This is a genomic window from Myxococcales bacterium, assembly GCA_016716835.1.
Taxonomy (GTDB): Bacteria; Myxococcota_A; Polyangia; order Haliangiales; family Haliangiaceae; genus JADJUW01.
On sequence record JADJUW010000002.1, the window covers coordinates 25,420 to 46,657 of the forward strand.

The 21,238-nt window shown below is 62.4% G+C and carries 21 protein-coding genes; 8 read left to right on the forward strand and 13 right to left on the reverse strand.

Going from position 1 to position 21,238, the window contains the following annotated elements; translation table 11 throughout:
- Positions 1-49 precede the first annotated feature (49 nt).
- Positions 50-1,000, forward strand: coding sequence for an oxygen-dependent coproporphyrinogen oxidase (gene hemF / locus IPL79_14950; GenBank protein ID MBK9072276.1), 951 nt, complete (start codon positions 50-52; stop codon positions 998-1,000).
- A 97-nt stretch (positions 1,001-1,097) separates the two neighbouring features.
- Here the strand turns inward: hemF and IPL79_14955 are convergent, their stop codons facing one another.
- A complete protein-coding gene (locus tag IPL79_14955) occupies positions 1,098-1,919 on the reverse strand; it encodes a hypothetical protein (protein ID MBK9072277.1) in 822 nt (273 codons plus the stop codon).
- A 127-nt stretch (positions 1,920-2,046) separates the two neighbouring features.
- Between IPL79_14955 and IPL79_14960 the strand changes: the two genes are divergently transcribed.
- Positions 2,047-3,582 carry a hypothetical protein gene (locus IPL79_14960; protein ID MBK9072278.1) on the forward strand — a complete coding sequence of 512 codons (1,536 nt, stop codon included), beginning with the start codon at positions 2,047-2,049 and terminating at the stop codon, positions 3,580-3,582.
- Here IPL79_14960 and IPL79_14965 read toward each other — a convergent pair.
- The 5 genes from IPL79_14965 to IPL79_14985 form a co-directional block, all read right to left on the reverse strand.
- Entirely contained in the window at positions 3,579-5,516 is a 1,938-nt protein-coding gene (locus IPL79_14965; GenBank protein ID MBK9072279.1) for a HAMP domain-containing histidine kinase, read from the reverse strand. The two genes, IPL79_14960 and IPL79_14965, sit on opposite strands and share 4 nt — an antisense overlap.
- Positions 5,513-6,184 carry a response regulator transcription factor gene (locus IPL79_14970; protein MBK9072280.1) on the reverse strand — a complete coding sequence of 224 codons (672 nt, stop codon included), beginning with the start codon at positions 6,182-6,184 and terminating at the stop codon, positions 5,513-5,515. Before IPL79_14970 ends, IPL79_14965 begins: the two co-directional genes overlap by 4 nt.
- Before the next feature lie 85 nt (positions 6,185-6,269).
- On the reverse strand, positions 6,270-6,614 hold the full coding sequence (locus IPL79_14975) for a hypothetical protein (GenBank protein MBK9072281.1): 345 nt from the start codon (positions 6,612-6,614) through the stop codon (positions 6,270-6,272).
- Positions 6,615-6,763: 149 nt separating this feature from the next.
- Positions 6,764-8,851, reverse strand: a complete 2,088-nt coding sequence (locus tag IPL79_14980; protein ID MBK9072282.1) for an NAD(P)-binding domain-containing protein — start codon at positions 8,849-8,851, stop codon at positions 6,764-6,766.
- 51 nt (positions 8,852-8,902) lie between these two features.
- Complete coding sequence (locus IPL79_14985) at positions 8,903-9,181, reverse strand: GlsB/YeaQ/YmgE family stress response membrane protein (GenBank protein MBK9072283.1); 279 nt, start codon at positions 9,179-9,181, stop codon at positions 8,903-8,905.
- 100 nt (positions 9,182-9,281) lie between these two features.
- Between IPL79_14985 and IPL79_14990 the strand changes: the two genes are divergently transcribed.
- Positions 9,282-10,754: an oligosaccharide flippase family protein gene (locus IPL79_14990; GenBank protein MBK9072284.1), complete on the forward strand. Its 1,473-nt coding sequence runs from the start codon at positions 9,282-9,284 to the stop codon at positions 10,752-10,754.
- Positions 10,755-10,767: 13 nt separating this feature from the next.
- Here the strand turns inward: IPL79_14990 and IPL79_14995 are convergent, their stop codons facing one another.
- Entirely contained in the window at positions 10,768-11,571 is an 804-nt protein-coding gene (locus tag IPL79_14995; GenBank protein ID MBK9072285.1) for a prohibitin family protein, read from the reverse strand.
- A gap of 84 nt (positions 11,572-11,655) precedes the next feature.
- Here IPL79_14995 and IPL79_15000 point away from each other — a divergent pair, with 84 nt between their 5' ends.
- Positions 11,656-11,916, forward strand: coding sequence for a DUF2191 domain-containing protein (locus IPL79_15000; GenBank protein MBK9072286.1), 261 nt, complete (start codon positions 11,656-11,658; stop codon positions 11,914-11,916).
- Positions 11,913-12,347 (forward strand): PIN domain-containing protein, encoded by a 435-nt coding sequence (locus IPL79_15005; GenBank protein MBK9072287.1) that lies wholly within the window; start codon positions 11,913-11,915, stop codon positions 12,345-12,347. Before IPL79_15000 ends, IPL79_15005 begins: the two co-directional genes overlap by 4 nt.
- Before the next feature lie 52 nt (positions 12,348-12,399).
- Here the strand turns inward: IPL79_15005 and IPL79_15010 are convergent, their stop codons facing one another.
- The 6 genes from IPL79_15010 to IPL79_15035 form a co-directional block, all read right to left on the reverse strand.
- Entirely contained in the window at positions 12,400-13,008 is a 609-nt protein-coding gene (locus IPL79_15010; protein MBK9072288.1) for a hypothetical protein, read from the reverse strand.
- A 200-nt stretch (positions 13,009-13,208) separates the two neighbouring features.
- Positions 13,209-13,670 carry a hypothetical protein gene (locus IPL79_15015; GenBank protein MBK9072289.1) on the reverse strand — a complete coding sequence of 154 codons (462 nt, stop codon included), beginning with the start codon at positions 13,668-13,670 and terminating at the stop codon, positions 13,209-13,211.
- 154 nt (positions 13,671-13,824) lie between these two features.
- On the reverse strand, positions 13,825-15,246 hold the full coding sequence (locus tag IPL79_15020; GenBank protein ID MBK9072290.1) for a hypothetical protein: 1,422 nt from the start codon (positions 15,244-15,246) through the stop codon (positions 13,825-13,827).
- A 264-nt stretch (positions 15,247-15,510) separates the two neighbouring features.
- A complete protein-coding gene (locus tag IPL79_15025) occupies positions 15,511-16,548 on the reverse strand; it encodes a methyltransferase domain-containing protein (protein ID MBK9072291.1) in 1,038 nt (345 codons plus the stop codon).
- A 57-nt stretch (positions 16,549-16,605) separates the two neighbouring features.
- On the reverse strand, positions 16,606-17,406 hold the full coding sequence (locus IPL79_15030) for an AraC family transcriptional regulator (GenBank protein ID MBK9072292.1): 801 nt from the start codon (positions 17,404-17,406) through the stop codon (positions 16,606-16,608).
- 177 nt (positions 17,407-17,583) lie between these two features.
- Positions 17,584-18,288, reverse strand: coding sequence for a hypothetical protein (locus IPL79_15035; GenBank protein ID MBK9072293.1), 705 nt, complete (start codon positions 18,286-18,288; stop codon positions 17,584-17,586).
- A gap of 358 nt (positions 18,289-18,646) precedes the next feature.
- On the opposite strand from IPL79_15035, the gene IPL79_15040 reads away from it, so the two are divergent.
- The 3 genes from IPL79_15040 to IPL79_15050 all read left to right on the forward strand — a co-directional run bounded on the left by IPL79_15040 (position 18,647) and on the right by IPL79_15050 (position 21,238).
- The gene (locus IPL79_15040) at positions 18,647-19,048 is read left to right on the forward strand and encodes a hypothetical protein (protein ID MBK9072294.1); all 402 of its coding nucleotides are present in this window, start codon (positions 18,647-18,649) and stop codon (positions 19,046-19,048) included.
- Positions 19,049-19,123: 75 nt separating this feature from the next.
- Complete coding sequence (locus tag IPL79_15045; GenBank protein ID MBK9072295.1) at positions 19,124-20,050, forward strand: metallo-mystery pair system four-Cys motif protein; 927 nt, start codon at positions 19,124-19,126, stop codon at positions 20,048-20,050.
- A gap of 18 nt (positions 20,051-20,068) precedes the next feature.
- Positions 20,069-21,238, forward strand: coding sequence for a di-heme enzyme (locus tag IPL79_15050; GenBank protein ID MBK9072296.1), 1,170 nt, complete (start codon positions 20,069-20,071; stop codon positions 21,236-21,238).

Genomic DNA, 21,238 nt, shown 5'->3' on the forward strand with positions numbered 1-21,238 from the left:
GCGCTTGTTTGTGATGATTGCGAGAGGCTTATGTGGCAGCGGTGGTAGCATGGCGGCCATGTCGGAAACGCCCACATCGCCCTTGCCCACACATGTCGAGGCGGCGTCTGGTGGCGACATGTTTGATCGCGCCGCCGCGTGGTTTCGCGCCCTGCAGGGCGAGATTTGCAGCGCGCTCGAGGCGCTAGACGGCGGGGCAAAATTTATCGAGGACGCGTGGCAACGCCCGGGCGGTGGTGGAGGCTATTCGCGCATCCTCTCGGGCGGCGCCATGTTCGAGAAGGCGGGTGTGGGCTGGTCGAGCGTTGCGGGCGAGCTGCCCGCGGACTACGCCGCCAAGCTGCCGGGCGACGGCACGTCGTTTCGGGCGACGGGGGTGTCGTTGGTTTTGCACCCGCATTCGCCGATGGTGCCAACGACCCATGCCAATTTTCGCCTGTTGCAAAAGGGGGCGCGCATGTGGTTTGGCGGTGGTGCCGACCTTACGCCGTCGTACTTGTTTGACGAGGACGTTCGGCATTTTCACCAAACCCTTAAGGACGCCTGCGATGGGCACCCGGGCATTGGCGACTATGAGCGCTTTAAGACCTGGTGCGACGAGTATTTCTACATTCCTCATCGCGGCGAAATGCGCGGCGTCGGTGGCATATTCTTTGACTACCTGGAGGAGCCCGACCTGGCGCAAGTCTTTGCCTTCGTGCAGACAGCCGGCCGCGCCTTCGTGCCGGCCTACGCGCCCATCGCCCTGCGTCGTCGCGACGAGCCGTGGGGCGAGCCGGAGCGCCATTGGCAACTGCTGCGCCGCGGCCGCTATGCCGAGTTTAACCTTGTCTACGACCGCGGCACCGTGTTTGGCCTCAAGACCAACGGCCGCACCGAATCGATTTTGATGTCGATGCCGCCGCTGGCGCGATGGGACTACAACGCCGCGCCCGCCCCTGGCTCGCGCGAGGCCGCGATGGTCGCCGCCTTGCAGCCTGGCGTCGGATACTGCGCCTGAGCGGCGAGCCTCCTAGTTCGGGTGGGGCAAGGCGTCAAATGCGCCCAAGGCACCCATGTTGAGCCACGGGTCGTCGCCGCGGGTGAGAAAGACGTTGTCATAGATTTCGCGATTGAGGGCCGCCATGTCGCCAACGACGCGTGGGATCGGCAAACGTAAAGCGCGGCAAGATCTGACGGGTCACGCTGAACTCGCTAGCCACCTTAGAAATTGCGAGCCCCTGCGCATCGATTTGTTCTTTAAGCAGCTGTAACTCACTGAACCGCTGCGCGTCGGCGCGCGCAGCGCGCAGGCCGTCGTGAAATGCCAGCAGCGCGGCCGTACGCGCTGCCTCGGGCTTGCCGGCCACGCCTTGCCACGCCGCCTTGGCCGCGCGCACTTGCGCCAAAAATCGCATCGGCGCCTGCAGGCTGGGCAGGTAATCGACGACGCGCCCCTGCTCGTCGAGCACATAGTGAATGCTGTTGCCGGTGACGGTGGTTTTGATCACGCGGCCATCGCCAAAATCGATGGTCACCTTGGGCACGGGGCGCTCGCTAGACCAATGCAGGACGTAGTTGTCGCGCAGGTAAGCGCTAATTTCTGCGTTGGCATAATACATCACGCGGAAAAAGCGGCTGTTGGCGCAGGTTAGCTCCTCGGTGAGGTTGCCGAGCAGCCGCACGCTGAGAATGGGTTTGCGCTGGGCCGTGGCGGCCGCCTGCGCCTCGGCAAGGTCGGTGTACCAATAGAGCGCCGAGATATATCCATAGCGCTGGCCGCCGGCCGCATCGATGCTGGCTTCGAGCAGCGAGCGCGCGAGCGAGTTTGTTTCTGTCTCATACGCCGCCACCAGCGTGGCGTGCAATTGCGGCGTTCGGGCCTGCGCTGGCGTCTTTGTCGGTGTCATGGCGATCGGCGGCGTTGAGGCTATGGCCATCGTAGCTAGTAGAATAAAGGCAAGTGGAGTGTATCGCATGTCTTCATGCTACGGCCTTGCGGGGCGCGCGCGTGTAAGGCCTCTGTAAGGCTTGCGCGCTAGCCAACGCCTGCCCCATCATCGGGCCATGAGTATGACTTTGTCTCAGTGGCGCGCGCTAGCAGTTGTGGCGAGTTGCGCCGCCATCGTCAGCGGCGCCCTGGCCGTGGCGCTACATCAGGGTTGGATCGGAGGCCCAACCGGCGACAGTGGCTCGCCGCAAAATTCACGGGTAGCCGCAGGCCCACCGGCGACCGAGCACGCGGCAACTAAAGATGCAACCACGACGCCTGCAGGTCCACAAGTAATGATCATGCCGTATGAGCCGCCACCCGCACAGTTGTTGGCACCGACTCAACACGACGAGATGCGAGGTTGTCGCGACCAGCTCGCCGGAGTCCTCTTTGAGGTGGTTCGCGGCACGTACACGACCTATCTCGACGTCCCGGCCTTTTGGGCAGCGGCAGGCGTGCCACCCAACGAGCAGACGAGCGCGTACCTTGGCAGCTATCTCTATGCCGAAGATGGTGGGGCGACTAGCAGCCTCGCAACCGGTGCCGATCAACCGGTTAAGCCTATTCGAACCGGCTTTGAAGTCGGCCTCTATCGCCTGATTAAAGAACATATTGTTCGCGGCGGCGCGCCGCTGACCCCCGCGCAAATTCTCCATTATTCGCTGGCCTCCGTGCGCGAACCTAATGGACGCGCAAATATTGCGACGGCCATTGTGACGGCGCATAACGTGGTCCGCGCAATGGCACGGCCAGACAAGTGGGTCGGCGATTTGGTGGATGTGCGCGGGCAGCCATGTCCAGACGTAAATCCAAATTGTGGCTACGATGCGGCGACGGCTGGACATTACGGACATCCGCCGACGGATGTCATGATGCCGGTGTTTCGCGATCTAATCGGCGCATCATCGGTCGATGCGGGCGTATCGTTTTATCAGCTGCGAGGTGGGCGCGCCGGGCTTGTCGATCAGGCGGTGCTCCTCGCCGCGTTTGCGCCCGGATCGAGTGCCTTCGCACAGCTGCCCGCTGCGAGCACGGCGCTGCATAACGGTGGCTCGCATTACTACTACTGGATCGGCGCCGTGGGGCAGATTTTTCTTGGTGCTTCGGTGACCGAAATGGGAAATCTTGTTGAGCGCGTAATAACCAAGCTGCCAAGCGACCCGTGGGCTGGCTACGTTCAGGGCGAGCACCTGCTCGACGGCAAGCATGTCGCTGGATGTCTGCAACAAATGGGCAACGCGCCGCTGCCCGCGTCGGGCACGCTGCCGGTAACGATAGGCGTGCCACATACCGCTACGGTGTCGCCGGCGACCACGGTGGGCAGTAGCGGCAATGGGCTGCGGGCCTGCCCTCCGGCTGCCACGACGCGCGAGCGATGCCCATGGACACCGGCCGACGCCTCCGTCAGCGAGTGTCCAGCGGGATGGTGTTGGGATGGCGGTTTTGTTGGCTCATTGGCGTGCAAGCAGCCAGAGACGCCCATTGGCGCCAGCCGCAATGATCTAAACGATGTGAAGTGCCCGGCTGGTACGACGTCGCGCAGCGATCCGTGCAGCCGCGTGGTTGTCGCCTGCGATCCGGTTTCGGTCGGCGCGTCGCCTACTAATTAACGTCGCGTACGAATTGGCGATAGTGACGCCAGCGAAACCGTAAACTGTGCACCGGTCGGTACGGCCTTGCTGTACGCAAGCTCGCCATTCATGTCGCGGCATAGCGCGCGTGAAAGCGCCAGGCCCAGCCCAAGGCCAGCGGGCCCATCGTTGGTGCCGCGCAAGAATGGCTTAAACAGCCGCGCAAGATAGCTCTGCGGCATGCCCGGACCGTTGTCGCGAACGGCAATTTGTGCGTTGCTTGTGTCGCCGGTGACATCGATCCAGACCGCGCGATCGGCGGTATTGCGGGTGTATTTCTCGGCATTGTCGATGAGATTAGTCAGCACGCGATCGAGCGCATCGCGGTCAAACCACGCCGTTAGGTTTGGTGGAGCCGTTAGATGCAAGGCCATGCCGCTGTGCGCGAGCATTTCGCGTTGGCGGTCGGCCACCAGTGATACCGCCAGCGCAATGTCATCCAGTCGCGGCTTTGTCGCCAGCGAATTTTTTTCGAGTTGCGCGTAGCCGAGCACATTGGCTACCACGCGCCCTAAGCGGCTGGCTTCCTCCGAGACCCGCTGCGCATAAAGCGCGGCCTTCTGCGGATTGCCTAGGCCCTGCGCCAGCAAATCGCCATGGAGCTGCAAGCTCGCCAAGGGCGTCCGCAATTCATGCGCCGCGGTGGCCGCGAACTGAGACCGTTGCTGCGCCAGTCGCTCGGACTGCCAAACAAAAAAGCCAGCAAGCAAGGCTGCAGCCGCCGCGAGCAAGGCGACGGCAAGCACTTGCCAGCCCATCGCGCGCAGCCGACCCGCGTGGCCAGCCGCAACGCCTGCCACGCCAGGCACTAGCGGTAGTCCTAGGCCCCACCCCGCGAGCTCGGGGCGCGCATTGCCGAGGTCGAGTTGCTGCGACACCGCCGCCTGCGAGGACGCGGCATCCACGTCCAGGGTTGGCGAGAATGGCTCGCTGGCGAGAAACGCCGCGATGGTTGCCTGGTTCACCACAAACCCTTGACGCAGGTTGCCGCTTGGGATGGTTACCGATCGCACCGCGACCAAGGATGGCAACGCTTTCCCGTCAAGCGATACCGCGGTCCATTCGAAAGGGTCGACGATAACCGTTACGGTTGAAGGCTGGTCACGGGGTGGAGGTGACTTTCGTTGCTCCAGATAGACATCGGTGGCGTTCGCGGTGTTGTCTACGGTTTCGACCGGCAGTTGATATTGTTGTTGTCGTTGCTGCGGCTCAAATAGCCTCGCCAAAAATTCTTCATCGCTCGGCGAGTTGTTGACCTTGGTCGGGAGCGCATTCTGAGCGACCAGCGCCGACGCCATGTATGAATTTGTGGTCGGCGCATTCGCGATAGCCGGTTGGATTGCGGGGGGGGCTGCGGCTGGGGCCTCGACCGGCGCAGGCGGGACGATACGTCGCCGATTCGGTCGCGCGCGCACGGCGATTTTCGTCGACGGCGGCGGCACCCCTAAGGTCTTTACGTGCGGTCTCAATTGCTCGCGCAAGGCGATATGTGCGCTAGCCAAAAGCGGGTTGCTCAGCGATGCCTCCTTGCTATTTAGCGTCGGCATCGAGATGTCACCGGCCTCGTCGATTTGAAAGTGGGCGACGACAAATGCCGAGGTGGGACCTTGCGCCAGCGGCGATGGCGTTACGCTGGAGGCGACGCTGCTCTGCGGGTCGGCATACAAATTGTTGTATTGGTAAAATGGAACGGCGCCTTGCTCCAGCACCAGTTCATCGAGCAAGCGCCGCAGCGAGGTCGCGGACTCGCGGAGCGAGGCATTGGCCTCAGCGACCAAGGCGTCCAAGTTGCGTTGCCGTTGCGCGCGCAGCGAGGCGTATTCTGACCTCGCCCACCACGTGACCATGCACGCGAGCAAGCCGCCGACCGCGAGCACGGTGAGCAGAGTCTTGTGGCCGGCGCGCCGGTTCACCCCGCACCCCAGCGATACCCAGCGCCCTTGACGGATACGATAATGGCAGGCTGCTTGGGATCGGCTTCGAGCTTTTTGCGGAGCTGCGAAATTGCCATGTCGATGGCCCGCGTGTCTAAATCGCCTGGTAGCGCCCACACCTGCTCAAGCAGCTCCGCGCGCGAGACCACGCGCTCGCGATGCCGATGAAGGAGGCGAATCACGCCCACCTCTTTTGGCGTGAGCTGTACCGTGCGCGCGCCTTGCCTGGCCACGAGCGCACCTAAATCAAATTCCCAGGTGCCACACATTATGCGGGCATCATCGTGAGTGACGCGGCGGCCGAGCGCACGCACGCGAAACACCAGCTCGCGGGCCGAAAAGGGCTTGGTCACATAGTCGTCGGCGCCATCGCCAAACCCCCTCGCCTTGTCGTCGTCGGCGCCGCGGGCCGTCAGCATCAAGATGGGTAGCCCGGGCTTGGCGGCGCGCAGCGCCCGGCAGATGGCAAAGCCGTCCATCCCCGGCAACATGACATCGAGCACCACGACATCAAACGCGCCGCTAAGCGCGGTCTGCAAGCCTGCGGTGCCGTTGGCCTCGGCGACTACCGAATGACCATCGCCGGCCAACAAGTCGACGATGCCCTCGCGTAAGTTTTTCTCGTCTTCGACAACCAGCAGATGCACGGCTTAAGTTTGCCACACTCAGCCTCGCCGCGGTTGTAAGGTAACGGTAAGGACTCGCACCTAGGCGTAAAGCCAGGCAACTTAACTAGAACGTAAAGATTTCGCGCGCCGTCGGCTCTTTAGGTGCCTTGGGCGGCTCGGCTTCGTACTTTGGTTTGATGATGGGCAGCGGCGGATCGACCGCATAGCGCGCAGCCGCCGAGGTCATTGGTGCGGCCTGGCGCGGTGCTGGCGCCTCTTGCATTTTTTCGACCACGGGCTTGACCGCCACGACCGGCATTTCGCTGCCATCGCTGGCGCCGAGGTAGTCGCCGACGCGTGTTTCCACGAATTGGCTCATGGAGATGCCGCTGGTTTCACAGAAGCTTTTTAGGCGCTCGTAGGTGGAACGGCTAACACTAATGCTGCGACGGGTTTGTTTCTTTGCCATGGATATTTCCTTAGTCGGAAGGTGTCGATCTCCCTTCCTGGCTATCAGACCCCTCTGACAGCGAACGCAACCCGTAGTGTCGGGTTCGGTGCAAAAACGCTATCCAGGGCGCAGGCTAGACAAGATGGTCGGCCTTCCAACCATCTTGTCTAGTCGAGGTCGAAATCGACGTCGTCGATGCTCTTGCCCGGCGGATTTTGCGAGTTGGCGCGATCGGGTGGCGCCGCTGGCATAGCGGCCGATGGGCGTGGCGCTGGGCGCAGGCCACCGCTGCGGCTGGCTTCGGTTGGCAGCCCCTCACCGAGCATGGCAATTGCCTGCTCGCGCGATTTCGCAGTCGGCGATTGTGGCGGTTGCGTGCGCCGAGGCGGCGGCGGCGGGCCTTTGGCCGCCGGCGGGGCGGGGGGCGGTGCGACCACGCTTGGGTCGTCGTTTGGATCCGGGCCGCGCCGCAAGTTGGCGCGACCAAGGCCAACCACGATCGCCCCGTCGTCGTGGCGTTCATCTTCGGTCGTGTTGCGCTCCCATGCCGGCAACTCGATAAGCTTCGAGTCCTCGTCGGCCAGCCTGGCGCCCTCGTCGCGCAGCGAGCGCAGCTGGCGCGCGCGCTCCTTGGCCGGCAGCTCGTCGCGCCGGCCTCGACCCGAATGCGGCCCGCGTTTTTGCTGCGCGGCAAATTCAGACAGCGTCATGGCGCGCCGTGACGCTGGCACGGCGGGCAGCGGCGCGCTGAACATGGACGTCGCGCGGCGCCACGCATGCTTGGCGCCGGTTTGCGGCGGCAAGGGCGCGACAAAACTTACCTCGGTGCGCGACCTCTGGCTGACGATGGCGGCGGCCGCCTCGCTGGCCGCTTCGGCGCATGCCGAGGCGGTTGGCAGGACGCGCAGGACAAACTCATCAGTCTTGCCGAGCGTAAATTGGTGAGGCTTCTCGACAAACCGCACGCCAAATTTTTCGAGCCAGGCTATGGGCGGATCGCTGCCGATCAACACGAACGCGGCGTCGTTGCGATAGCGTTTTTGCGCGCCATCGGCGAGCTGCAGCGTAACGCTGTCGTCGGCGAATTCGACGACGTTGCTGCCAAAGCGCACCTTGAGCTTGGCCTGCGCCGCATAGCTTTCGATGCTCTGGCGGTTCTTGGCCTGGGCGCGATTAAACGACTTGCCGCGGTAGGAGATGTTGACCACGGCACCGGCGTCGGCCAGCGCCATGGCCGCCTCGACCGCGCTATCGCCGCCGCCCACGACTAGGACCGCGCGGCCGCGGAAGGCGTCTGGGTCATCGAGCAGGGTATGAATCTTGGGCAGGCTCTCGCCCGGTACGCCCAACGTTCGCGGCTTGCCGCGCGTGCCCGAGGCGATCACGACGCGTTGCGCGCGATACGCCGCGGCACCGCTCTTAACGTCGAAATGGCCGTCGCTGCGCCGTGCGATCGTTTCGACCGATTCGCTGAGGTTTACGCGCAGGCCGACCGTGCGAATGAGCTCTCGCCATGTGGCAATGAGCTGCTCCTTGCTAGAATCAAACACCGGCAATAGCGAGAGGTTGACCAGGTCATACGGCTCCGCCATCACGAATTTCCCCTTGGGGTAGCGCGCGATCGTGCTCGCGAGGCCATGCTCCTTGTCGAGCAGCACGTACGATAGGCCGCGCTGCAGGCAGGTGAGCGCCGCGGAGAGGCCGCCTGGGCCTGCGCCAACAATGGCGACGTCGACGTGTGTGGCGCTTGGGTTGCGCAGCGGCACCAGCCCATTGCCGAGGGCGTGTTCGATCACGCCGCGCCCCAGATTGGCCGCGCTCTTTACCAGCGGCTTGCCGGCAACTTCGCCGATGAGATACTGCCCGGGTACGCGGGTCTGAAAATTTTGATCGATATCAGGCACCTTAAGCGGTGGCGGCTGGCTGCCTTCGGGGTGCATGACCAAGGCGTCGGTGGGGCAGGCCCACATGCAAGCCTCGCATTGGATGCAATCGGCAAAGCGCAAGACGCGGCTCTTGTTGTTGATGAGGTCGAGCACGTTGGTCGGGCATACCGCGACGCAGGCGTCGCAGCCGGTGCAGCGGTCATCGTTGATGTCGTGAACGAGGATGGCCGGCGCAGGCTTTTGGCCGGGTGCCGCGGCGCGACCTGCCGCACGCGCCTTGGAGGCGCTAGCCGTGGCGTGGCGTTTGCCAAAAAACGCCATCACCGCGATGGCGACGCCGAACATGGAGAGCGGCACGATCCATTCCACGCAAACTAAGGATACGCCCCGTGCCGCGGCGACGTAAACCTCTACTTGTATTTAGTTTTTTGCCCGTTTGCCTTCAAAGAGCCGACGCAGCCAGATCACCAGACAGGCGCCCAGCGTCGCGACGGCGGTGCTGGCGATGAAGCCGTTGTTGGACGGTGAGTCGCCTAACAGCGAGCGGGCGATGAACCCACCGAGGATGGCGCCGACAATGCCGAGCGCGATGTTGCCCAGGGTGGAGTGCTCTTTGGCGGTGCCCATGAAACGCCCTGCCAGCCATCCGCCGAGGCCGCCGACGATGATCCACATGATAATGCCGTAGTTGGGGTTCATGTAGGCCACTGTAAAGCACTGTGGTAAAGGCGCAAGTCACATTTTGCCGCCCGTGGCGATAGCGCCGCCTTGGCGCAGGCGCTATCCACCATATTTCCGCATGCTCGACGGCACCCTGCGCAAGAAGATCAATCGCGGCGTCGCGTGGACCGGGGCGGCGCAGGCGATCATCGGCATCGCCGATTTTATCTCGATCTTGGTGACGTTGGCGCTGTTTGTGTCGGCCGAGCATTGGGGCATCGCGATGAGCGCGATGCTGTTTTACCCCGTGCTCGATGCGCTCGCTGACAGTGGCGTCGCCAGCGCCGTGATCCAACGCGACGACCACACGCCGGAAAAACTCTCGACCGTATTTTGGTTTAACGTCATGGTTTCGCTCGGGCTCTTTGGCGTCACGCTGGTTGGCGGTCCGCTGTATGCCCGCGCCTTTGGTGAGCCGGTGCTCGCGGGGCTCATCATCGCCTATGGGGGCAAGCTCGTGCTGCAAAATGCCTATCAAATGCCGATCGCGCTGCTGCGCAAAGAGATGCGGTTTAACGACGTCGCGCGGATGCGCATTGTGGCGCATCTGGCGGAGTCAATTTCGCGGCCCATCTTCGCCGCGTTCGGCGCGACCATTTGGTGTGCAACGCTGGCGGCGCTCGTGCGCGTCGTCGTCATATCGGTGCATGCACAGGTGATGCATCCATTTCGCCCCTTGCGCGTGTTTCGCCCGCGGCTGGTCGCCGACTACATTCGCTTTGGCCTGCGCAACACCGGCAGCCAGGTGCTGTACTACACCTACACCAATCTCGATTATCTCGTGGTCAAGGCGTATTTTGGCAATGCGGCGCTCGGCATGTATCAGCTCGCGTACACGATGGTGCTCGAGCCGGTGCGCAGCCTGGCAAACGTGGTGTCAGATGTGGCGCTGCCGACGTTCGCGCGCTTGCGACGCCACCCCGAGTCGGTCTCGGCGCAGCTCGGGCATTTTGTCAGGCTCAATCTCATCACCGTGCTGCCATTTCTCGTGGTGCTATTTTGCATCGCCGAGGATTTCTTGCTGCTCACCAACGACAAGTGGACGGCCGCGCAGCTGCACATCGTGGCTGAGGCGGTGAAAATTCTATGCATCGTGGGGCTCATGCGTGCGGTAGCGTTCTTGGGGCCGCCGGTGCTCGATGGGCTGGGGCGCCCCGGCCTGACGTTGACGTATATGGTAACGGCTGCGGTGCTGCTGACGAGCGGCTTTGTCGGGTTTGCACAGTTGCTTAGCCACGCTGGGCCTGATGACTTCCTCGTGGTCGCGTGGGCGTGGGTCGCGTGCTATCCGCTGGCGTTTTTGCTCCTGGGCGTCATCTTGTCGAGGGTGGCCAACATCTCGTGGCGCGTGGTGTTCTGGCGCAACGCCGGCATCTTGCTGTCTTGTGGCGTTGGCGTCGCGGCTGGGCTTGGCGCGCACTATTTGCTTGCCGACGCGGCCTTGCCGCTGCGCCTTGGAGCGACGTTTGCGGCGGCCGTCATCGGCATGGGCGTGCCGCTGGTGAAATGGCAAGGCGTCACCGTGGCCAACATCAAGGCCGCGCTGCGGTAGGTAGCTTTTGGGGTTACTTTGCGCCGCGCGCGCCGCCGTCGATCGGCAGCAAAATATTCGCGCCTTGGCCGCCGCCGCCCACCACGAGCGGCGAGACGCCGTTCCATTTCTCGACGATTTGCAGCTGCACCAGGCCTGGACTGCGCTCGAGCGCCTCGCCGCGGACGCGAATCGCTTCCGCCTCGCCCTTGGCTCTAACTACCGCGGTATCGGCTTCAATTTGCGCCTTCTGTTGCGTAAACTTGGCCTTGGCGGCCTCTTGCTCTTGCACCATTTTTGACTCGATGGCGCTCTCGAGCTCGTTCGACAACGCCACGTCCTGGATGACAATATCTTCGATAAAGAGGATGTCGCCGATCTTGCTCTTGGCCGAGGCGAGCACACGGCTCTTGATTTCCTCGCGCTTCTTGACGATGGTTTCGGCGGACTGTTCGGCCGTCACTTCCTTGAGCGCTTCGCTGATTCGCGGATAGATCAGCGATTCAAACGGATCGCCGGCAAAATCCTTAAACACACGGATCACGCTGCCCTCGGGCAGGCGATACAGCACGCGCAACTCGACATTGATTTGCTGCAGGTCGCTGCTGTAGCAGTCGGCCTTCATTTCTTTGGTCTGCTGGCGCACCGAGACCTGCTTGACCGTGGTGATGAACGGCAGCTTAAAGCCAACCCCCTCGCCCGCGGCGGCCGGCGCCACCGTACCCAGCGTGACGAGAATGCCGCGATGGCCAGGCTGGACGACATAAAAGCTGCCGTAGATGATGGCCGCTAGGAGCAAGGCCCCTATGGCCGCGATGGAGATCTTGATTTCGCTCATGCGGCGCACTCTCTCACGGGCCGTGCTCGGGCTGCCAGGTCAGGGCCAAAAATGTTCGCTTGCCATACACCCATATTAAAAGATATAGTTAGACGTATGAAGACCACGGTCGAGCTTTCCCCGGCCCTGCTGAGGCGCGCCAAGGCCGAGGCCGCCAAGCGCAATACCACCCTGCGCGAGCTCATCGAGGCCGGCCTGGCCAAGGAATTGGCGGCGCGGGCGAGCAAGCCTACGGCCTTTGTCCTGCGTGATTGCTCGGTGGGCGGCGATGGCCTGACCGCCGAGGCCCAAAGCTGGAGCGACGTGCGCGACTTGTTGTACGCCGGGCGCGGGGGCACCAAATGATCGCGGTTGATACCAACATCTTGGTCTACGCCCACAGGCGCGACTCGCCGTGGCACCCGCAAGCCAGCACCGTCGTACGCGACCTCGCCAGCGGCGCGTCGCCGTGGGGCATTGCGCTGCATTGCTTAATCGAGTTCTACGGGGTTGTGACCCACCCGAAAATCTATAGAACGCCTTCCACTCCGGACAAAGCCGCCGATCAAGTCCGCGCATGGTTGGCATCACCATCGCTGCAAATTTTACTTGAGAGCGGCGAGAGCGTGGTGTCGATTCTCGAGCTCTGCGTCAAGACCAAGACCGTCGGCAGCATGGTGCACGATGCACGCGTCGCCGCGCTCTGCCACGATCACGGCATCGATTGCCTACTTACCGCCGACCGCGATTTCAGCCGCTTTGCGGGCGTCAAAACCAAGAATCCATTGCTTGGGTAGCTCGCGTGGCGATGAATCATTTTGGTTTTTTTGGCAGTGAGTATCCCAGCACCTAGAAATACAAGTGCAGTTGCAGCCGCACCTGTGGATTCCAGGCCAAGCTGAGCTGTGACGTCTCGCCGGAAAATATTCCTCCTTGACCGTCTTGGGTTGCCCGCCAGCTCGTCAGCACCGTGGTTTCGGCGCTTAGGCTGATGGCGATGCGTCTGCCGATCCATCGTTGCACTTCAACGCCGTAGCCCAAGCTATACGCCGTCGATTTGCTCGACGGGTCCGTTCCCGGATAGTCGGCATGCGCGCGATCGTGCGCGAAGCCTGCAACGCCTACAAGATGCAAATCCGTCTCGCCGCGGCGAGCCACTCGAAACAAGGCCCGGGCGTTGAGTCCGAAATGCCCGAAGCGTTCGATGGACTCGCCAGCCGGATTACCGAATTTCTCAGTGCGCGTTTCTAGGCGCAACCCGCCCTCGAACGCGAGCCGTGGCGACACCACGAGGCGCACGCTCGCCGCATTTGGTGGCGAGATAGCCGTGTCTGACGTGAAATCATAGCCAATTCCTATACCGAGCGTTGGCGCCGCTGGTGGCGCTGGATCGGCGACTGCGGTTCGGGAAACAGCCGCGACGGCAATGAACAAGAACATTGAGATTGATTTTGACATGGCCGTCGCTTTTGCAAGCAACGGGCCAGCTCGCGCCGCTCGCTGGGATGGGCGAATGCTTGGATTTTTCGCCCGCTGCGCGCGATCTGCGCGTCGGTGAAGCCAGCGGTTTTGTCAGCGTGGCAAACCCAGTGCTTAGCCGCTGCCTGCGTGGCAATCACGTAAGGTTGTAAATTTAAGCCGAGGTTTGCGACGATGGGTTACGGCGAAACGGAAACCGGCGTACAAATCGCGCGCTTGGGTTGGTAGCAATCTTTGCGCGCACACGCCGCATGGCGCGCTCGCTGCTGCGCGATCGTTTCTTCGATGCGGTCCTCTTTGCAATTTGAAGGCGCGCAACATTTGTCTTCATAGCTCACCACGCAATCGCGGCAGGTTGAAGCCGTTTGAGTTGCGCCGGCACCGGCATCGGGAAACACAACGCCGCACGCGCCCGCAAGGCAGGCGCATGTGGCGCCGCGATCAAACGGCGTCGTGGCATCGCGCGCGGCGGCGGTTTTTGCCACGCAGCGGTGCGGCTCGCCAACCGTTGGATCTGGCTGGCAGTCGGCGTCGCGGTTGCATGCAAGTGCTGGCGCAGCCGCGGGTGGGGGCGGCACCGTTGGCTGCTCGGGCACCGGCGCCGCCGTCCGCCCTTGGCAACTCATTGCGAGCGCCAGCATGCACATCCATAGCGGGTCAGTCACCTGGCAAAATTTATCAATAGTTTCGGAGAATACCAACCAAACTGCGTAACTTCCAAGACTTCCGAAATCACGCAGTTTGCTTCGCAACTAATTGGTATTGTTTTGGATTTTGAGGCCGTGAGTGACCCTCTTAGTTAAGCACGCAGCCGGCGACAAAGGTCTTGAGGTTGTCGGTCTCGGTTTCTTCGCGCTCGATGACCAAGATGAGATGGTGATCGGTTTCATCGCATTGCACGGCGTCGGTTTCGAGCTTCCAGCAATTGGTGGTGATGCTCGGCGAGCACTCGGGCAAGATCTCTTCGGACTGATCGGGTTCGCCGTCGTTGGTTATGATGGAAACCTGGCAGTCGGGTTGAAGGCCGGCGGTGTTTGGGTCGGCGTCTTTGAGATCGCCGAGAATACACGGATTGCCGACCACCTCCTTGAGCAGGTTGGCGATTTGCGTCAGCGCTGGCGTTAGGTCGCCCGCGCAAATGCTCTGCGATGAGCTGCGGTTTGGATAGGTATCGAGCAAGGCCTTCAGCCGAACGGCAGGCCGCGCAATAAAATCTTGGCCGCCGGCGTCGGCATAGACATCCGGTGCGCCAGGCTGCACGCAGGAAGGCGCCATCGTAACTGGCGAGGACTCGGGTGGGTTTTCTGGCGTACCGGGCGGGCCCCACGCCGCGGGGGTTTGAATAATACTGACGTTATCGACATCGGTGTCGCCTTGGATCGACGCGATAATGAGCTGGCGCTTGCGCTTGGCGGTTTCGAGCGCGTCGATGACGGTGTCGAGGCCCATGGTGTAAGGGCTGTCGGCGTCGAGCTCGCAATTGCGCCTAACGCCGGGCAGCCGTTCGTTGTCCGCCGCATCCCCTTCACAATGCACCCCATACTGCCAGCAGCGATACGACGAGCGCGGCCCCAAGGGCCCTGGGGCTTGCGGTGTGCCGCCATACAGGTCGTTGTTGCCAAGCGCGGCCGAACAATCATCTTCGTCGGTTAAGAAGATCACCGCCAAAAACGCATCCTCGCGGATGAAGCCAGGATTTGCCGCTGGGGCCACCGCGTCGATGACCGATTGGAAATGTTGTTCGAAGCCGCAGCCGCTCGTGCCTATGTTGGTAGCATAAGCGGAGAACGCCGCGGCGAGGCTGGCGTAGCCATCGGCCTCCCAGCTATTGCTCCGCGCGGGCGCGCCTTCGGGCAAAATGTCGGTAATGAAGGGCGACTTGCCTGCGGGCGCTTTGAGCGTGCCACCGCCCCCACCACAGTTGCCGCCACCGCCGCCAATGTCGCGACCATCGGTCGAGATTACGCCCATCTGCACGTTCGGCAGGCCACCTTTGATGGATTCGAGCACGCCAATGAACGCGGGGAAGTTGGCGATGAGCGCCGCCTGTTCACCGTCCATGGACTTTGAACTATCGACTACCCACAAGATGTCGATGTTGCGATTTATCTTTACCGGGATGCGCTTGACCTCCACTTTGTCCTGCTTGGGCGGCACCTTGGCGATGTCGCGGTTGATACATGCGCCGGTGCAGATCAAGAGGGGCAGAACGAGCAACGTATGTGTATGCAATAGGCCTCCGTGTGGTGCCAAATGTCACCTGGCGGTCAGGCCTTCCAAAGACAATCAAGCTAACAGCCGCTGACACAGCGATTTCGCGGAGGCAGTGGCGGTGGAATTGTCCTTGCCCAGTCGATCTCCACGTCTCCTGAGCCACCAAGTGAGGTCATTGCCCCTTCATGTCAACTGAGTGCCTGGCATGTCGAAGCAAGCCTTTGAATTCTTAAGGAACAGTCGGCGAAACACACCGGCGAGGGCCCGTTACTTGCTGCAGTTCACCACGCCGAAGCCTGGCGAGTTCAGCTTGCGCAGGCGCGAGGCCGTAAAGCCCGCCACCCGCGCAAACTCGCCCAATTCGGCTGCGGTATAGGTACGGCCGCCGGCTTGGTGCAGGAGGTTTAGCGCCATGTATGACGTGGTTGCCTTGGCGAGTTGGGTGCTGCCGCCGGTGCCCTTGATCTGGTCTAGCACCGCCAACGTCCCCCCTGGGCGCAAGGCGCGGAACGCCTTGGCAAACAGCGATTGACAACCCGCCTCATCGAGGCCGTGCACGATGTTGAAGGCGAGAATGACGTCGTGCGTGCCCGGCAAATCGTCTAACTCAAAATTCCCTTCGACAAAGGCGACGCGCGCGGTCATGCCATCGCGCTTGATGCACTCATCGGCATACCGCCGAACTGGTGGCAAGTCTAAGACCGTCGCGGACGCATTAGGGTGCCGCCTGCAAAGCTCCATGCTGTATTGCCCATGTGAGCCACCAACATCTAAGATCGATTTTGCGCCGCTTGGGACGGCAACCAGGCCCGCGACCTCTTTGAGATTGGTGCGCGAAATTTCGATCATTGCCCGCGAGAAGAGCTCCCACCCGGCTTCATCCATTTCATCTAACATGCTGCCTTGGCGGCGCTTGCCGAGCCTGATGGTTTCGTCGAGTTGGCCGTAGCCTTTGTACAAGTAGTCGCAAAACAAGATGAAATAGCGAAAGCTCTCGGGCGCATCCTTGGCCAAGTGCTTGAGGCCGCGCTTGCTAAAGGCATAGCCCGCCGCCGACTGGGTCACGTAGCCAAGCGCATCAAGGCAATCTAACGCCAGCCGTGTGCCAACCGCGCTGGTCCCTGCCGCCAGCGCAATGTCTTCGGCCGCGCGCGGCGCCGAGCCGACATGATCAACTATGCCAAGCTTGACGGCGGCGGCGAGCGCATAGCCCAGGCCAACCGAGCTAGCCGCATCGACGAAGGGGTGGGGGATGACATCAAATTTCAGCAGCGCGCGTTCGATGAGCGAAAATTGGTGCAGCATGGGGAGACGCTGCCATGGCTGGCCGCCGCAAACTTGTACGTTTCGGCCATTGCCGCCCTATAGAACCAGCTGGCCCGGCGGGTCTGTGGGCCGAGCGTGACGCCTGTAGTCCGAGGGCGAGATGCCAAAGACCTTGCGAAAGTGACGAATAAAATGGGCCTGATCCCAATAGCCAAAATCGGCGGCGATGTCGGTTAGCTTGCGCCGGCTGCCATGCACGGCCCCAAGCGCCGCCACGCAGCGCTCGATCTGCGTAAAGGCCTCGGGCGAGATGCCATGCCACTGCTGCCATAGCCGGCGAAACTGTCGTTCCGACAGGCCTACGCCCGCGGCCGCGCCGGCGACGCCGCCACGCGCGCCAAGCAGGGTTGCGTCAGCCATTCGCCATGGCGAGGCGTGGGCATGGTCGAGTTGCGTAAGCAGATAGCGCTCGATGACCACCACCCGCGCGGCAAACGTCGCGGCCTGCATCAAGGCCGCATGAACCTCCGCCAACCCCGGATGGAGATCGTGCCCGCCTACGATTTTGTCGGTCAATTCGCTGGCCGCAATGCCGAAGAGCAGTCGCGGCGCGTAGGAGGCCAGCTGCACGCCAAAAAAATCTTGCTGACCCGCGAGGTGGAGGTCGACCGCGGTCGACTTGAAGCCATTGACCACACAGGTCGGCGTGAGCCGCAGCGTGCGCCGCTCAGGGCACCTAAATTTTTGTGGGTCGGCCAGGCTAAAGATCAACTCGACGACGCCCGTCGGCATGATGCGTTGATGGGTCTGCGCGCCGCGATCGCCTCGCACCATCCAGATCTGTTTGACCAAGTCTGCCAACCGAGCGTGGCGGGGCAGACAGGCGGCGACTTGCATCGATGGTAGGCATGCTACGGCCATCGCAGGCGTTGCCTGAACTGAGGTTGAATCCTTGCCGTACATTGAGGTCCCGGGGCAGCTAGGACCAGTCTATGCTAGGTCGCTTGGCGTAGGGCCAGGTGCGGTTGCAAAGTTCGTGAGGGCGGTGGCCGGGACGAAGGCTGGCGATGGTTTTTAGTCTTCAACGTGCGCGAGAATGCCGCGAGGCGGTGGATTGGCGACGCGTTCTGCGGTCATAGGTGTGGTGACATTCGGCCTAACGAACGTCTTGACGGGCTCAAGCAGCAGCAGCTGGTTCAGGTCGTAGCTCGCGACGTAGCGATCGGTCGCGACGTATCGCGGACGGCGGTAGTGATGGTTGAGCGACCGGCTTGCGGACTTTTTGAAATCGTAGCCGGCGGAACCTAAGTCGGGAAATTCGCGCGCGAGCGCGGTCGATAAAGCCTCGGTCGCGGCTTCCATCTTGGTCGGGTCGACGACGCCGGTGTCGTAGTTCCAACCCGAAGCTCGCCGCGCGTCGTCGTAGGCTTGCTTGAGATCGTCGCTTACAAGCACGGTTGAAATTAGCAACGGGAGTTTTTTGCCCGAGCGCAGCGTCATCTTGGAGGCAACAATTGTCGCCAAGGCTGCTGCCGAGCCGGCGGCTGGGGCACGGCGACCCTTCCCCTTTAAATCGAGATGAATGACGGGCGTGTCGCCAAGCATACGCGCTTGCGCGAAGGCGACGCTAGCGCCGTCTTTGGTTCGAATTGTCATCGCGTCACCGGTAACTTTGCCGGCATAGGGCGCACTTCGTGCCGCTTGGGCGGTTGCAAGCGATTTCGGCCGCGGCGCCGACGATACGTCGCGGGCGCGGCTCTGGGCTGAGGACTTGGTCACAATCCGGGCCTTTGACGGATTGCCGGCGTCGGCTAGCGAAGCGTCAAGGGCCGTGCCACAGAGCAGCAAACAGGCAGTTCCAAGAGATATAAACGTTAGTCGGTTTGGCATCATGCCGCCTATCCTAAGCAATTCGTATGCCATGAACCGCAGGCCATGCCTCGGCGAGAGCGTAATGTAGTTTCATGGTGTTGCGTCGTGTCCGGGTCGTCGCATACCTCCGCTTAAGGAGGATCTTGACCCCATAATTGCGGCATTTCGGGGGGGGGGAATCGCCGCCTCGATGCGAAAATATTGCGCACCTCCGAGTGCGCGTAGTTTCGGCGGGCAAGCGCGCGTGTGCGCTAGCCTAATGGCCATGAATACCTCACCTCGCTTGGTCCAAATTTCAACTGCCCTTTTGCTCGTCGCGAGCGCCAGCCTGATGGCTTGCGGCGATGAGCACGCCCACGGCGGCGCCGAAATCGCCTTTGCCGCGCCGCTCGATGGCGCCGTCGTTGCGGTCGGGGCCGAGGTGATGATCGAGGCCACCGTGACCGCTGAGGAGTCCATGCACGGCTGGATGGTCGAGGTCCGCAACCACGCCGATGACACCGTGCTCGCCACGTTCGATGCGCATGATCATACAGCGGCGTACGATATCGCCGAGGTGTGGACCGCTGACGTCGCCAGCGGCACCGAGGTCGACATCGAGGTGATCGTGACCGTCGATCACGACGGCGCGCTTGAGACAAAGCTCGTCACCATTACGGTCGAATAGGCGCCGCGCCAACTCGGCGCGTCTGCGAAAATATTTCGCGTTGTGTCCGCGCGGCGGAGGTCTAAGGTTGTGGGCATGACGCAATTACCTCGAACCTGGCGACACGCTGCGCTCGCTACCACATCTGTCCTTGCCTTGTCGGTCGCGGCCTGCGGCGACAACGCGCATCATCATGATCACGACGAGCCAACGCCTGACGCACCGCCAGCGGGGCCGCAAGCGGTGTCGCTTCGGTTTGCCGCGGCGGTCGGCGACGAGCCTGCGACCTGCGATCAGGTCTTTACCGGCTTTGGCCCAAACGCCGACATCTCGCTGCAGTTTCAGGACCTGCGTTTTTACGTGCATGACATCGAATTTATAGATGCGCAGGGCGGCAGCGAGCCGCTGGCGATGGATACGGTTTCGCCGTGGCAAAACGAGGGTGTCGCCTTGCTCGATTTTGAAGATCAAAGCGGGCTTTGCGCCAACGGCACCACCGACCTGCGCAGCATTGTCACCGGCACGCGCGCCGCGGGCACGTACACCGGGCTACGCTTCACCTTGGGCGTGCCATTTGAGCAGAATCATCAAGACGCGTCGCTCGCCGCGGCGCCGCTTAACCTAACCAGCCTATTTTGGAACTGGCAGGGCGGCTACAAGTTCGCCCGCATCGACACCTCGGTCGAGCCGGTCAACCCAGGCGATCCACGGCCGGTGTTTAACTTCCACCTCGGCAGCACCGGCTGTGATGGCTCGCCGGCTGGCGGCGTCACCGCCTGTACGGCGGACAATCTCGCGGTCATCGAGTTGACCAATTTCGATGTCGAGGCAGATCAAGTCGTTATCGATTATCGCGAGCTGGTTGGGGCCATCGACCTCGCCGTCAATGGCGGCGGCCCACCTGGCTGCATGTCAGGCACCACAGATCCGGAATGCCCCGCGCCGTTTGCCAACCTCGGCCTCGCTATGGGCGACAATTCGCCCGCGATGACGGCCTTTGTCGCCGCCCCAGTTTCGCCATAAGTTGGCGTAGGATGGCTTATGTCGCGCCTTGCAAGCCTTTTGCCAACCAAGCCGGTTTGCCTGTTCGCGACCGCGGCGTGGCTGCTAGCGTGCGACGGCCCCGCGCCCACCGAGCCGGTGAACCCGACCGCCGACGCCTATTTCGATCGCGTGCTGCCGCCAAATTTTCCGCGGCCCTATGTGCCCGAGAGCGAGCCGATGACCGACGAGCGTATCGCGCTTGGCAAGCACCTTTTTTACGACACGCGCCTCAGCGGCAACGGCACGCAGTCGTGTGAGAGTTGCCATCAGCAGCAGCTCGCGTTTACCGATGGGCTCGCGCTGGCGATCGGCAGCACGGGCGAGTCGCATTTTCGCAGCTCGATGGCGCTGACCAACGTGGCCTACAATGCCACGCTGACGTGGGCCAGCCCCTTTCTCAGCGAATTGCCTGAGCAGGCCCTGCTGCCGATGTTTGGCGAGGCGCCGGTTGAGCTCGGCATGGCAGGGCAAGAGGCCGAGCTACTGCAGCGCCTCGGCGACGACGCCACTTATCAGGCGCTGTTCGCGGCGGCGTTTCCCGATGAGGCCATTTCGGTGCGCGCCGTCGTGCTGGCGCTCGGCGCGTTTCAGCGCACGATTTTGTCGTATCGCTCGCCCTACGATCGCCTGGCCTACCTTGGCGACGAGGCCGCGCTTAGCGAAGGCGCGCGCCGCGGCATGGACCTCTTCTTTGGCGAGAAATACGAATGCTTTCACTGCCACGGCACCGTCAATTTTTCCGATGCCACCAAGACGGCCAATTCCACCTTCGACGAGGTCTTGTTTCACAACACCGGCCTTTATAACCTCGATGGCCTCGGCGCCTATCCCGCCAGCGATCAAGGCCTCATGCGCGTGACCGCCAAGCCTGGCGACATGGGGCGGTTTCGCGCGCCGACGCTGCGCAACGTTGCGCTGACGGCGCCCTATTTTCACGACGGCAGCGCGGCGACGCTCGACGACGTGCTCGATCATTACATCCGCGGTGGCCGCCTGATCGAAGGTGGGCCCAACGCCGGCGATGGCGCGCTAAGCCCGCTGCGCAGCGGCTTTATCAAGCCCATCGACGCCACGCCGCAAGAGCGCGCCGACCTCCTCGAATTTCTCCACGCGCTCACCGACGAGGCGATGCTTGACGATCCGGCGCTCGCCAATCCCTGGGACTAA